Origin of the sequence: Streptococcus sp. 1055 (assembly GCF_013276815.1) — a bacterium.
Taxonomy (GTDB): Bacteria; Bacillota; Bacilli; order Lactobacillales; family Streptococcaceae; genus Streptococcus; species Streptococcus pseudopneumoniae.
This window is the reverse complement of sequence record NZ_VMLT01000097.1, coordinates 1-13,867: the sequence shown is the minus strand read 5'-3', so window position 1 is coordinate 13,867 and position 13,867 is coordinate 1. Positions and strand designations below refer to the sequence as shown.

The window sequence follows — 13,867 nt, the reverse complement described above, 5'->3', positions numbered from 1 at the left end:
GGAGCTGTTGATGCCCATATTGGAAGATATCATGAATCAACTTCAAGATGTTATACAAGGACTGGAGAAGGAGGTGATAAAGTCCATCGTTAATCGGAGATGGACTAGAATGCTTTTTGAAAGCATATGAGTATTATATGCAATTTCTTTATAATAAAAAGACCGGATTGCTCCGATCTTTTAAAGTTCCGCTCTATGAAAATCAAAGAATAAAGTCTACAAGTTTCATATTTGATTTTCGGCGAGAGGAATTATTTAATTGCGCGTGATTGCAACCCTTCTTCTTCCAAGAAGAGACGGAATGGTACGAGTTCTTCTGCTTCGTATTTTTCCTTGAAGGCTTTGATAGCTTCTTCTGAGTGAAGTTTTGGATCCAATTCAAGTACTTCTACTGGAAGTGGACGGTGTGGAGTGATGCGAGCATCGATCACAATAGTTTTACCTTCTTTGTTGAGTTTAACAGCTTCTGCAACAACTGCATCGATGTCTTCGATACGGTCAACTGTAAATCCTACAGCACCTTGCGCTTCAGCGATTTTCGCATAGTCAGCATTAGAGAAGTCACAACCAAACAAGTGTTTGTTTGTGTCTTCGTATTTGTCCTTGATGAAGGCATATTTACCATTTGAGAAGACAACGTTGATAACTGGAAGGTCGTATTGAACGTTTGTGATAACGTCTGGGTAGCACATGTTGAATGCACCGTCACCCATGATGTTCCATACTTGGCGATCTGGATTGTCTTTCTTAGCAGCGATACCACCAGGAAGGGCAATACCCATTGTCGCAAAGAGTGGAGATGTACGCCACATGTTCTTAGGTGTCATGTGAAGGTGACGAGTAGATGTTTGAGTAGTGTCACCTACGTCGATTGAGTAGATAGCGTCTTGATCAGCATGTTTGTTGATTGCATTGTAAACTTGATACAATTGCAATTCACCCTCAGTTTTACCTTCGAGTTTGTTCATGTAATCACGCCAGTTTTGGTTGTTCTTCACGTTTGCACGCCACCATGGAGTAGATTCAACTGGATTCACTTTGTCAAGGATTGCTTTGGCTGCTTGACCTGCATCACCAAGGATTGAAGCGTCAAGGGCGTGACGTTTACCAAGTTTGTAAGGGTCAATATCAACTTGAATGAATTTTTCAGTGTTCTTGAATGCTTCGTAAACTTCAGCAAATGGGAAGTTTGAACCAAGGAAAAGAACTGTGTCTGCTTCAAAGACCACTTCGTTGGCTGGCTTCCAACCAACACGGTAAGCAGAACCTGTCAAACCTTCATAGTTCCATTCGAAAGCTTCAAAGTTTTTACCAGTTGTGATAATTGGTGCTTTGATTTTACGTGACAATTCAGTGATCACTTCACCAGCTTTAACACCACCGTAACCAGCATAGATAACTGGACGTTCAGCATTGTTCAAGATTTCAACAGCTTTGTCGATTTCAACTTTGTTCAAAGCAGGAGCGATAAATGAACGCTCGTATGAACCTGATCCATAGTATGAGTTTTCGTCGATTTCTTGGAAACCAAAGTTTACTGGGATTTCAACAACAGCTGGACCTTTTTTAGAGACTGCAGCACGGCAAGCTTCGTCGATTACTTTTGGTAATTGCTCAGCGTAAGCTACGCGTTTGTTGTATACAGCGATACCGTTGTACATTGGGTTTTGGTTCAATTCTTGGAAAGCATCCATGTTCAATTCATTAACTGGACGTGATCCAAGGATTGCTAGGAATGGAGTGTTATCCATAGCTGCATCGTAAACACCGTTAATCAAGTGAGTCGCACCTGGACCACCTGAACCAACTGCAACCCCGATTGAGCCACCGAATTTAGCTTGCATAACCGCTGCAAGAGAACCTGTCTCTTCATGGCGAACTTGCAAGAAGCGGATATCTTTGTCTTCAGCCAAAGCGTCCATCAATGAGCTGAGTGTTCCTGATGGGATACCGTAGATTGTATCTACGCCCCATGTTTTCAATACGTTAAGCATTGCTGCAGATGCAGTAATTTTTCCTTGAGTCATAGTGATAACTCTCCTTCAATTTTTTAGACTTGGAGAATACGATTACATAGAATTGGAAACGTTCTCCAAATTTTTACTATTCCACTATATCATATTTATGTTGACTTTTCTAAAAATCTGCTCAAAACTCTCTACTTTCTATTCTAATACAGTTTTGAAAGTGCTATCATTCCTGTTTTATAACAAAGGAATCTAGTCATTACTTTTAGTCTATTTTACTAAAATTTAGCAGAAGGGAACTGGTCAGAACAGATACTGAACTAAAGGCCATGGCTAGACCTGCCAGTTCTGGGTTGAGGGCCAGTCCAACACCTGAAAAGACTCCTGCTGCTATCGGAATTCCAACGACATTGTAGATAAAGGCCCAGAAAAGATTGAGCAGAATTCGATTAAAAGTTTTCTTACTCATGTCAAAGGCACGAACCACTCCTAGGAGGTTATTGGTTGTCAACACTAAATCTGCCGACTCGATGGCGATATCTGTTCCAGCTCCCATAGCAATCCCCACATCTGCTACACTAAGGGCAGGAGCGTCATTGATACCATCCCCAACAAAGGCTACTTTGCCAGCCGCTTGTAGTTTATGGATTTCATGGGCTTTTTCTTCTGGCAAGACACCTGCAATGACCTCTTCGATTCCGATCTGATCGGCAATAGCACGCGCCACACCTGCATTATCTCCTGTCAGCATGACTGTTTTAAGGCCACGCTTTTTCAACTGACTGATGGCTAGCTTGGCATTTTCCTTGGGAATATCTTGTAGTGCAAGCAAGCCTTTGATTTCATTGTCAACAGCCAAGAACACAACTGTCTTAGCTTCTTTTTCTAGTTCTTCTAGTTTATCTTGATAAGTGCTAGAAATGTTCATGCCATCCAGCATTTTAGCATTTCCAAGCAAAACTTGTTTTCCATTGATTTGCCCTGAGACACCTTTTCCGTGCAAGGCTTGGAAATTTTCAACAGTGTGAAGCTCAAATCCAGCTTCAGTCGCTCGCTTGACTATAGCCTCAGCCAGTGGGTGTTGAGAAGCTTCTTCCAAGGAAGCTGCCAATCCAAGCACTTCTACTTCGTCGCCGATGATATCTGTGACCACAGGTTTCCCTTCCGTCAAAGTCCCGGTCTTATCAAAGACGATAGTTTGAACTTTCTGGATTTCCTGTAGAACCGTTCCATTTTTGAGGAGAACTCCCATCTTGGCACTGCGACCTGTCCCCACCATAAGGGCTGTCGGTGTTGCAAGTCCCAATGCACAAGGGCAGGCAATAATCAGAACTGCTACTCCATAGAGAAGCGAAGACACAAAGCTCGACCCAAGCACAACTACACTATCCCTGAGCAAGACGAACCAAACCCAAAAGGTCACAATCCCTAAAATGACAACTGCTGGGACAAAAATCCCTGAAATTTTATCCGTCAAGTCCTGAATCGGCGCACGACTTGTCTGAGCTTTCTTCACAAAATCCACAATCTGAGCCAAAACAGTCTCTGAACCGACTTTTTCTGCTCTAAAAACAAGTGTTCCACTATTATTGATGGTTGAGCCAATGACAGTATCTCCAACTGTCTTGTCCACAGGCAGACTCTCACCTGTCACCATAGACTCATCAATACTAGAGACACCTTCTACTACGACACCATCAACCGCAATCTTTTCACCGGGACGCACTCGAATCAGGTCACCTACCTTGACTTGCTCCAAAGGGACTTGAACATAGCTTTCCTCACGCAAGACTTCTGCTGTTTTAGCCTGCAAGTCCAGCAATTTCTCCACAGCTTGGGAAGTATTTTTCCGCATTTTCTCCTCAAAAACGGCTCCCATAAGAACGAAGAAGAAGATAAATGCAGCACTTTCAAAGTAAACGGGGAGGCCAGCGAAGAGGGCAACTAGGCTATAACCATAGGCCACTAGGGTTCCCAGAGCAACCAAGGTATCCATGTTGGCATTGTGCTTTTTAAAACTAGCCCAAGCACTTTGGATATAAGGCCCACCTGCTACTAGCATAATCGGTGTTGTGGCTAAAAAGGTTCCCCAACGCAGGACTTGGTGACTAATTCCTCCTGTCGACATCCCAATCATGAGAATCACAAGAGGCACAGTAAAGATACTGGTAATCCAAAAACGCTGTAAAAGTGATAGAGATTTTCGAGTCTTCTCAACCACTGTATAGCTTCCTTTTTGCATCTTCATACCACAAGAAAATTCATGTTGGCCTAATTCTTGAGGGGTAAAACGAATGACTTTCTCCTCATCTACGCCGATTGGTTCCAAGATGCCTTCTTCCTCAAAAAGAATTTCCTTATAACAGTTTGAAGGAGTCACACGATGAAAGGTAATCTCAGCTGGAATTCCCTTTTGAAGCTGAATATGGGCTGGATGATAGCCTTTGTCTGCCGTGATACGGATTTTTTGAACACCATTTTCAAGACTTGCTTTTACAATTTCAGTCATATCATTCTCCTATTCTACAATCATCTTACCGTGCATCATATTCATGCCACAAGAGAAACCATACTCTCCAGCCTGCTCAGGCGTGATTTCCACTATATACTCTTCCCCCATAGGTAGGTCCGCATGTACACCAAAATCTGGAAAAACAATTTGATCCAGACATGGTGAAGGATCCTTGCGGTCAAAGACAATGCGGGCTGGCACTGATTTCTTGAGAATAATCAACTCAGGCGTATAGCCTCCCATGACTTCCACTCGAATCTCTTGGTAGCCCTTTTTTTGCTGGGCCTTTTGTCCAGATTTTTCAGGCTTTTTGAAAAACCAAAACAAGATAAACGCGATAAGGGCAATACAAATAATGGTTACAATACTATTTAACATGACGTCTCCTTTACATACAATTACATTTTACTTCTGTCACAGCGTTTGATTTCTTCTCAGAAATCACAGCTTCCAAGTCTTCTAAGTCAGCCTGAGTAAAATCACATTCAGTAATCAAATCAGCCAACAAGTTCTTAATCCTACGGGAACAAACCTTGTCCTTGATATCTTGGACAAGTAAATCCCGACTTTGATCCAAAGTTAAAAGGGCTGAATAGACAAAGGACTTGCCTTCTTTTTTCCGAGTCAAACACTCTTTCTCAACCAGACGAGCCAAAAGAGTTTGAATGGTTGACTTGGACCATTCGAACCGCTCCGCCAGAACCCTGATCAAATCCGTACTGGTCTGCTCCCCCTGCATCCAAATAATCTTCATGACCTGCCATTCTGCATCTGAAATCTGCATCATCACACCTCCAAAATCTACATTTGTCAATTATGTTTCTTAGTATACTCCTAAAGTCTACATTTGTCAATTATGAAATCAATATTTTATTTGAAAAATAGGATTTTAATCATTTGAAAAACGATTTGCAGTCAAATATTACTATATAAACAATAAAAATATGCTATACTAAAGAAAAAAGAAAACAACCACTAGGGGTGCGTAAAGCTGAGATTAACGACTGTTAGACCCTTTGACTCAATCTAGGTAATGCTAGCTGATGGAAGTGGAAATGATAATGGGGACTAGCAGTCTTCTATTGCCTTCCTGAAACAGATTAGCTTGTTCTTAAGAATACAAACTTCAGTTGGTTGGGAGGTTTTAGATGACTTATTTACCCGTTGCTTTGACCATTGCAGGTACTGACCCTAGTGGTGGTGCTGGCATTATGGCTGACTTAAAGTCGTTCCAAGCTAGAGATGTCTATGGAATGGCTGTTGTAACCAGTCTTGTCGCTCAAAATACCAGAGGTGTTCAATTGATCGAGCACGTTTCTCCTCAAATGTTGAAAGCCCAATTGGACAGTGTCTTTTCTGATATTCCACCTCAGGCTGTAAAAACTGGGATGTTGGCAACTACCGAAATCATGGAAATCATCCAGCCCTATCTTAAAAAGCTGGATTGTCCCTATGTTTTAGATCCAGTTATGGTAGCGACTAGCGGAGATGCCTTGATCGACTCAGTTGCTAGAGACTATCTCAAAACAAACCTGCTTCCCCTTGCAACCATTATCACGCCAAATCTTCCTGAGGCAGAAGAGATTGTTGGTTTTTCAATCCATGACCCCGAAGACATGCAGCGTGCTGGTCGCCTGATTTTAAAAGAATTTGGTCCTCAGTCTGTGGTCATCAAAGGTGGCCATCTCGAAGGTGGTGCTAAAGATTTCCTCTTTACCAAGGATGATCAATTTGTCTGGGAAAGCCCACGAATTCAAACCTGTCACACCCATGGTACTGGATGTACATTTGCTGCAGTGATTACGGCTGAACTAGCCAAGGGAAAGAGCCTTTACCAGGCAGTTGATAAGGCCAAGGCCTTTATCACGAAAGCCATCCAAGACGCCCCTCAACTCGGTCATGGTTCTGGCCCAGTCAACCATACAAGTTTTAAAGATTAAGAAAAAAACTCTCTAGTTCCCACTTTAAGGGAATTAGAGAGTTTTTATACTCTTCGAAAATCTCTTCAAACTACGTCAGCTTCTATCTGAAACCTCAAGGCAGGGCTTTGAGCAACCTGCGGCTAGCTTTCTAGTTTACTCTTTGATTTTCATTGAGTATTAGTTAGGAAATAATGTCATGCAACTTTGTTAAAAAGGCTTGCGTTTTTGCCTCAATATCTTCTGCCTGCATCAAATCACGCACTACAGCTACACCAGCTATACCCGTGTCCATAAGCTGATCAATATTCTCTGATGTCAAGCCGCCAATAGCAACTACTGGAATGGCGACCGTTTGGCAAATTGTTTTCAAGGTCGATATCAGAGTAATGGGCGCATTTTCCTTGGTGGTGGTTGGGAAAATGGCTCCTGTCCCCAAGTAATCTGCACCTGATTTCTCCGCTTCCAGAGCTCTTTTAACCGTTTTAGCGGTGACACCGAGGATTTTTTCAGAACCCAAGACTTTGCGAGCTACCGAAACCGGTAATTCATCATCTCCGATATGCAGACCTGCTGCATCAACCGCAAGACAAACATCCAACCGATCATCGATTATCAAGGGTACCTGATAAGCATCTGTTATTTCCTTGACTTGTTTTGCCAGTTGATAATATTGATGGGTTGTGAGATTTTTTTCTCGCAATTGGACTATGGTAACCCCTGAACGGCAGGCCGTCTCAACTTTTGCAAGAAAGCTTTCCACGGAATCTTGATAGCTATTGGTTACCAGATATAGTCTAAGTGCTTCTCTATTCATAAACCTCTCCTTTGATGGCATCTAGCCAATTTTCATCTCTTTTTAGAAGCGAAAGCTGATTGAGTACTTGGTAACGAAATTCTTGCAATCCCATTCCTGGAACAACTATTCTCTCAGCAGCGATATTAAGATAAGAGACTGCTAAGCAAGAAGCTTCAAAACCAGTCTTTCCTTGGCTGAGAAAAACGGCTGTCAAGGCTCCAACCAAATCTCCTGTTCCTGTTATCCAGTCTAATTCTGCACAGCCATTCTCCAATACAGCGACCTGATTCTTCGAAACGATAAGGTCCTTGGGGCCTGTGACTAAGAATGACATACCTGAATAGGTCTGACACCAGTCTTTCAAGACTTGAAGTAAATCCTCCGTTTCTTGATCTTTAGCACTCGCATCGACCCCAACGCCGTGGTGTTTTAAGCCAACAAGACTTCGGATTTCCGACATATTTCCTTTAAGGACCGTAGGTCTATGGTCTAAAAGGTCTTTAACTAAGCTCTTACGAATAGAGGAAGCCGTTACGCCAACCGCATCTACTACCATTGGAAGAGAAACTTGAGCTGCATACGAGGCTGCCATGCGGATTGCTTTTTCCTTCTCAGCTGACAAATGCCCCAAATTGATGAAGAGAGCCTGACTTTGCTTAGTAAAATCAAGAACCTCACGGGGATCATCTGCCATGACAGGTTTGCATCCCAGAGCCAAAATCCCATTTGCCAGCATCTCACAAGAAATCTCATTGGTCATACAGTGAATAAGAGAACTCGTTTCCAGAGGAAAAGGATTTATCAATTCCTGCATCATTCTATCCTTTCACCAAAGAAATATCCCTGCACTTTTTTAAAGAATTCCTGCTTGATTAAAAATCGAAAAGCAATAAAGGAAATCGCTGTACCAATCAAGGTTGCTCCGAAAAATCGAGGAGTGTAGATAAACCAGCTAAGCTTAGCAGCCGATCCTGTAAAGAGTACCATAACAGGATAGGAAACAATAGAACCAATAATACCTGTTCCCACAATCTCTCCTAGAGCGGAATAATGAAATTTTCGACCATACTTATAAAAGAGACCTGCCAGGAGGGCTCCAAAAGTTGCTCCTGTAAGAGCTAAAGGTGGAATCCCTTGAGTTGTCATACGGATAAAAGCTGTCACTGTAGCCATAGCCAAGGCATAAACAGGTCCCATCATGATTCCTGCTAGAATATTGACTACACTGGACATCGGTGCCATTCCCTCAATCCGAAAGATAGGTGTAAGGACTACATCAAGGGCAATCATCATAGATAAAATGGTTAATTTGTGAACTTGTAATTGGTGCTTTCTCATGTTTATTATTCTCCTTTTTCTAAAGACTGTAAATCGCTCTTCCATGTCTGGTGTTGGTAGGCCATTTCCCAAAACTTGGCTTCCATATGAACACTGATGTGGAAGGCATCTAGCATTTTTTTCTTGTCTGTCTCATCACTTTCGCGATAGAGTTGATTGACCAGCGCTCCCTCCTCTCTGATCTGTTGCTCTAACTCATCCGTAATATAAGTTTCAATCCATTGTTGGTAGAGAGGATTTGGTGATGGTTTAAGATTAAGTGATTTGCCTATATCATGGTATAACCAAGGACAAGGTAGCAAACTTGCAAAGGCAATGCCCAAGTTTGGCTCTGCAAATTGCCGATAAATGTGAGAAATGTAATGATAGCAGGTGGGAGCGATTGGATGTTGCTCCATTTCCTGGTCGCTGATTTCCAATTCCTTGAAAAATTGTTGGCGAATAAATAACTCACCCTCCACTAAACCCTGAGCATTTTGTTTCAAGAGTCTTTTCATCTCTTGGTTTGAAGTCTTATCAGCCAAAAGATGATAGATTTCTGAGAAGGCCTTCAGATAGTAGGCATCCTGAATCAGGTAATAGCGGAAAATGGCAGGTTCTAAATTCCCCTCTTGTAATTGTAAAATAAAGGGATGATGAAAGGAAGCCTGCCAAGCTTCCTTGGATAATTCCATCGCAATATCTGTAAATTCCATAATAACTCCTTTATAAAAATAGACTGGTTTGAAGCAATAAAAAGAACAGCAGGTAGATGAATATTGTCCTTTTAGGAATATAAAAAGTCCGATAGCTATTCTTCAACTGTACATGTTCGTCATATCCATGAGCAGACAGAGATCTCAGGTAAAGATGGCGCCACCTAAAGACTGTCATCAGAACCTTACTGTAAATCAAGGGCGACCAAAAATGCAGTTCTTGACCACGTAATAGGCAAGCTTCTTTGAGAGACTTGATTTCTTGCTGAATAAGGGGGAAGGAATTGAATACCACAATCAAGGCATAGGCCCAAGAACGTGATAACCCCTTTTGAGCCAAGTACAAGAGAAGCTCTTTTAGGGCAATAGAGGAAACAAAGACAAGACCAATACAAACAGTCACGAAGGCCCTCGTTCCAAGTATGACTGCCTGCGAAGCATCCCCATGTAACTGAACTGCCCAGTAGTTGGCAAAGGATGGCAAAATAGCAAGTAGAATCATCCAAGCCAATACTTTAAATCGCCGGTAATAGAGCATAAAGAGAATACAAAATGCGACTACCGAGAGATTCAGAGCAATCGAAGGAATGAAAGATGTTTCCAAGGATAAAATCAGCAAGAAGAGACTGATAATCGGTGTCTGGGTTGCTACTTTGACCATACTATCTCACCTCCCCTTGAGTATTGCTACTCTGAGATGTGAGTGGTTTGGCAATGGTCACTTCTTTCACATGACTGAGACCCTGACTAGTCATCTCAATCCAATAATCAACCACAGAGATCAAAGGATCTAAACGATGGCTAATGATCAAAAAACTTCTTCCTTGATTCCTCTCCTCCACAATCCACTGACAGAAATAATGGCAGGCTCTATCATCCAAACCTGCAAAAGGTTCATCTAGCAAAATCACTGAAGCCTTACTGGTCAAGATGGTCAAGAGCTGAAGAATTTTTTGCTGGCCACCACTTAATTGATAGGGACTCTTATCGAGTGACTGCTCCAAATCAAAATATCGTAAGGCTTGAAGAATACGCTGATTTCTTTCAGAATCAGGTCCATCTAATTGAAGTTCCTCTCGCAGACTGACTCGGATAAACTGCTTCTCAGCTTCCTGAACAATACTCGTCAGTTCACGGTACAAACTCTTTTTCTTTTTCAGGACTGTCCCCTTCCAGGTAATGCGTCCCTTATACTTTTGAAATTGAAGAATAGACCGAAAGAGGGTTGATTTCCCGACACCATTGTCACCCAGGATACAGGAAATTCCTTGGTAAAATCTGAAATCAATAATCGAAAAGAGGGAGCGCTTATCCAGCTCACAAGTCATTCGATCCATATGTAACAATTCCGGGCTAGAAGCAACTTTCTTTGAAGCAACCTGTATCATCTCAGAGGAAGGGATTTGAAACACTTCCCTTAGTTGTCCGTCTCTTAGCTCCACCATATGGTCGATATAGGCTTCATAGTCTGATAAATCATGGTCGCACAGGATGACTGTCTTCCCATCAAGAGCCAACTCTTTTAGAATCTCCAATATCTCGATTCTGCTCTTACGGTCAATGGAAGCGAAGGGCTCATCCAAGAGATAGACCCTAGGATTCATGGCAAAAATGACAGCCAGCGCTGCTTTTTGCTTTTCCCCACCTGATAGGTGATGAATGGGACGGTGTAAGATTGCCTCGCAACGACATTGCTGGACAACCTCTGCTATTTTAGAATCAATTTCCTGAAGGTGATAGCCGATATTCTCCAAGGTGAAAATCAGCTCCTCAAACAAGTTCTCCATGGTAAATTGATGATTGGGATTTTGCAAGAGAATACCAACCGTCTGGACACGTTCGATGATAGAAAGCTGACTGACTTCGCTCCCATCTATCAGTACTTGACCGCTATAGGGAAGAGAACTAACTTGGGCAATAACTTGAAAGAGGCTGGATTTTCCAGAACCACTGCTCCCAACCAACAAGGTAAAGGCTTGCCCATAAAAAGTAAAATCAATCGGTTCCGAAAAAATTGGGGACTGAATCTCCCGTAATTCCAGACCCATCTATGCTTTTCCTCCAGTTGCAAACTGATGATAGAGTTTGACAATGGCACGAACCAAGATGGTACAGAAGAAATAAACAGAAATAAAACGTACCACAAGTAAGGAAAGGACAAACGGAAGGGAAAAGGCGTAGTAACCTAACTTAATGTATTCATAGACAAAGCTAACAAGCGTAATCCCAATACTATTAGCAGTTAGAGAGAGCCAACTTCCATAGCGATTCTTAGTTACGATAAAACCAAATTCACTTCCCAAACCTTGAACCAAGCCAGACAAAAGAGCTCCTAGACCAAATTGGCTACCATAAAGGACTTCAGCAAGCGCAGCTAGCACTTCTCCAATCGTTGCACTTCCGACTCTCGGAACAAAGATGGCAGCAATGGGCGCAGCCATACACCAGAGACCGAAGAGGATTTCATTGGCAAAGGCCTGCAAACCAAGAGGTGTTAAGAGTAGACTGAGAATATTATACACATATCCTGAACCAACGAAAACCCCACCAAAAAAGATAGACAAGAAAGCAAGCAAGATAACATCTTTTAACTGCCATTTTTTCAACATAAAAAACTCCTTTTTTAAAGAAAAGTGGGGCACTCAAGAAGACCGACCTAAATACTTTGTATAGCAGATTGAATTTAGAACAGTACACAAGAATGCTAAAATATTTCTAGAAATTAATTTGAATTTTCTAATTGATTTGTTCGCATCTTATTTCAATCTACTATATCATCTTCATCCAGTTTCGTAAAAGAAAAAACTCTAATTACAGATACGAATTAGAGTTCAGCTTACAAGATTAGACAGTTCTTTTCGACATACGAAAAAAACATTTCACATTTCCCTTCGCCAGTCTTAACTGTATCAGGTTCAATGGGTATCATCTCAGCCTAAAGCACCCCAAATGCCTTTATTATTTAATTATGTGATTATTATAACACACATTTTATACTAGTTCAAGAAATTAAACTGGAAATACAGCCTTGCACTCACAAAGACAGCAGATCTTTCTTGGGTTAGATAGATACCTATTGTTCACTCATTTCCCGAACAGTTTTTTCTATATTTTTTGCATACGATATTGCCGAAATGATTGAAACGCCATCCATATTGGCCTTTATAATGTCTTTAATATGTTTCGTTTGTATCCCACCAATTGCAACTAAAGGCATTTGTGGCAATAGTTTTCTCATCAATTCAAGACCTTCATAACCTATAGCACCACCAGCATCATCTTTTGACTGGGTATCAAATACAGGCCCAACACCTACATAATCTACATATTCAACTTTTGATTGTTGAAATTCTTCTTCGTTTCTTATAGAAAGACCAATTATTTTATCTGGCATCAATTTTCTAATTTCATCAACACCAATATCATCTTGACCTACATGTACGCCATCGGCGTCAATTTCCATTGCTAAATCTATATCGTCATTAACGATAAATGGAACATTGTATTTTTTACAAAGTTCTTTAATTTGGATAGCTAGCTCAAGTTTTTCTAAGCCTTCTAAAGCACCCTCACCTTTTTCTCGAAATTGAAATAAGGTTATACCACCTTTTAAGGCTTCCTCAACGACTGTATATAGATTTTTTCCTTGGCAAGTAGTCGTTCCACAAATAAAATATAGTTTTAGTAATTCTTTATGAAACATCTTACTTCACTCTTTTGAATTCCTTTACATCTTCATCTGTAATCTCGTATAAGGCATTTATAAATTCAACTTTAAATGTCCCAGGAAGATGTCCATTTGGACGTTTTTCTGCCATTTCTCCAGCGATATTGTAAACTAACATTGCTGTTTCTAATGATTTCAATTCTTGACCTTTTTCTAGTCCGATAAAGCTTGCTACTACAGCTCCTAATAAGCATCCTGTCCCAATGACTTTTGGCATCATGGCACTACCATTATGAATCGTTACCACTTCTCCATTAACAGCAATCGCATCAACTTCTCCAGTCACTACTATTGGAATATGAAACTTAGCGTTGGCTGCTAGAGCAATCTCATCAATATTATCCACACCAGCACTATCTACTCCTTTAGATACCACATTTATCCCTACTAAAGAAGCAATCTCGCCAGCATTCCCCCTAATCGCAGCTAGTTTGTAATTGTTGATTAGATCATCTGCTACTTTTTTTCTATATTCTCCTGCTCCACAGGCTACAGGATCTAAAACTGCTGGGACATTATATTTCTCTGCAATTTTCAGAGCAGCTTGGTATAATTTCCAATTATCATCCGTTAAAGTCCCAATGTTAATCAATAATCCTCCAGCATATTTTAATAGATCTTCTAAGTCTGCTGGGTACTCGCTCATAGCTGGTGATGCACCTAGTGCTACTAATCCATTTGCTGTGAAATTTTTTACCACATCATTGGTGATGCAAATGACCAATGGTGCTTTTTCTTTTAATAATTTTAAACTTGTCATATTGAATTCCTTCCTTTTCACTTTATACGATCTACTGATTTCGGTTTATCTCTATCTTTCGTTAAGAAATTTTTCAGTTACATTGAATGATTTATACTCAATGAAAATCAAAGAACAAACTAGGAAGCTAACCGCAGGTTGCTCAAAGCA

The 13,867-nt window shown here is 41.1% G+C and carries 14 protein-coding genes and 2 riboswitches; of the genes, 1 reads left to right on the top strand and 13 read right to left on the bottom strand.

Features of this window, described 5'->3' with window-relative positions; translation table 11 throughout:
- Window positions 1–251: 251 nt before the first annotated feature.
- From spxB to HT699_RS08525, 4 genes are all read right to left on the bottom strand, one after another.
- A complete protein-coding gene (gene spxB, locus HT699_RS08540) occupies window positions 252–2,027 on the bottom strand; it encodes a pyruvate oxidase (RefSeq protein WP_172934265.1) in 1,776 nt (591 codons plus the stop codon).
- A 205-nt stretch (window positions 2,028–2,232) separates the two neighbouring features.
- Window positions 2,233–4,476, bottom strand: coding sequence for a heavy metal translocating P-type ATPase (locus HT699_RS08535; RefSeq protein WP_138706379.1), 2,244 nt, complete (start codon window positions 4,474–4,476; stop codon window positions 2,233–2,235).
- 9 nt (window positions 4,477–4,485) lie between these two features.
- The gene (locus HT699_RS08530) at window positions 4,486–4,857 is read right to left on the bottom strand and encodes a cupredoxin domain-containing protein (RefSeq protein WP_000935054.1); all 372 of its coding nucleotides are present in this window, start codon (window positions 4,855–4,857) and stop codon (window positions 4,486–4,488) included.
- A 10-nt stretch (window positions 4,858–4,867) separates the two neighbouring features.
- Entirely contained in the window at window positions 4,868–5,263 is a 396-nt protein-coding gene (locus tag HT699_RS08525) for a CopY/TcrY family copper transport repressor (protein WP_054388069.1), read from the bottom strand.
- Between the two features lie 183 nt (window positions 5,264–5,446).
- Window positions 5,447–5,544, top strand: a riboswitch (TPP riboswitch).
- Window positions 5,545–5,627: 83 nt separating this feature from the next.
- Here HT699_RS08525 and thiD point away from each other — a divergent pair.
- Entirely contained in the window at window positions 5,628–6,419 is a 792-nt protein-coding gene (gene thiD / locus HT699_RS08520; RefSeq protein WP_000221735.1) for a bifunctional hydroxymethylpyrimidine kinase/phosphomethylpyrimidine kinase, read from the top strand.
- A 163-nt stretch (window positions 6,420–6,582) separates the two neighbouring features.
- On the opposite strand, the gene thiE (HT699_RS08515) is transcribed toward thiD, so the two are convergent.
- The 9 genes from thiE (HT699_RS08515) to thiM form a co-directional block, all read right to left on the bottom strand.
- Window positions 6,583–7,215 carry a thiamine phosphate synthase gene (thiE, locus tag HT699_RS08515; protein WP_023935781.1) on the bottom strand — a complete coding sequence of 211 codons (633 nt, stop codon included), beginning with the start codon at window positions 7,213–7,215 and terminating at the stop codon, window positions 6,583–6,585.
- Window positions 7,208–8,011, bottom strand: a complete 804-nt coding sequence (locus tag HT699_RS08510) for a hydroxyethylthiazole kinase (RefSeq protein WP_101514669.1) — start codon at window positions 8,009–8,011, stop codon at window positions 7,208–7,210. The genes thiE (HT699_RS08515) and HT699_RS08510 overlap by 8 nt, the downstream gene beginning before the upstream one ends.
- A complete protein-coding gene (thiW, locus tag HT699_RS08505) occupies window positions 8,011–8,535 on the bottom strand; it encodes an energy coupling factor transporter S component ThiW (RefSeq protein WP_001225551.1) in 525 nt (174 codons plus the stop codon). Before thiW ends, HT699_RS08510 begins: the two co-directional genes overlap by 1 nt.
- A 5-nt stretch (window positions 8,536–8,540) precedes the next feature.
- Window positions 8,541–9,230 carry a thiaminase II gene (tenA, locus tag HT699_RS08500; RefSeq protein ID WP_023935777.1) on the bottom strand — a complete coding sequence of 230 codons (690 nt, stop codon included), beginning with the start codon at window positions 9,228–9,230 and terminating at the stop codon, window positions 8,541–8,543.
- A 10-nt stretch (window positions 9,231–9,240) separates the two neighbouring features.
- Window positions 9,241–9,891 carry an energy-coupling factor transporter transmembrane component T gene (locus HT699_RS08495; RefSeq protein ID WP_023935775.1) on the bottom strand — a complete coding sequence of 217 codons (651 nt, stop codon included), beginning with the start codon at window positions 9,889–9,891 and terminating at the stop codon, window positions 9,241–9,243.
- 1 nt (window position 9,892) lies between these two features.
- Window positions 9,893–11,278 (bottom strand): ABC transporter ATP-binding protein, encoded by a 1,386-nt coding sequence (locus HT699_RS08490; protein WP_172934264.1) that lies wholly within the window; start codon window positions 11,276–11,278, stop codon window positions 9,893–9,895.
- Complete coding sequence (locus HT699_RS08485) at window positions 11,279–11,839, bottom strand: ECF transporter S component (RefSeq protein ID WP_054388063.1); 561 nt, start codon at window positions 11,837–11,839, stop codon at window positions 11,279–11,281.
- 260 nt (window positions 11,840–12,099) lie between these two features.
- A riboswitch (TPP riboswitch) is annotated at window positions 12,100–12,188 on the bottom strand.
- Window positions 12,189–12,303: 115 nt separating this feature from the next.
- Window positions 12,304–12,933 (bottom strand): thiamine phosphate synthase, encoded by a 630-nt coding sequence (thiE, locus tag HT699_RS08480; protein WP_054388062.1) that lies wholly within the window; start codon window positions 12,931–12,933, stop codon window positions 12,304–12,306.
- Window position 12,934: 1 nt separating this feature from the next.
- A complete protein-coding gene (gene thiM / locus HT699_RS08475) occupies window positions 12,935–13,717 on the bottom strand; it encodes a hydroxyethylthiazole kinase (protein WP_054388061.1) in 783 nt (260 codons plus the stop codon).
- Between the last annotated feature and the right edge of the window lie 150 nt (window positions 13,718–13,867).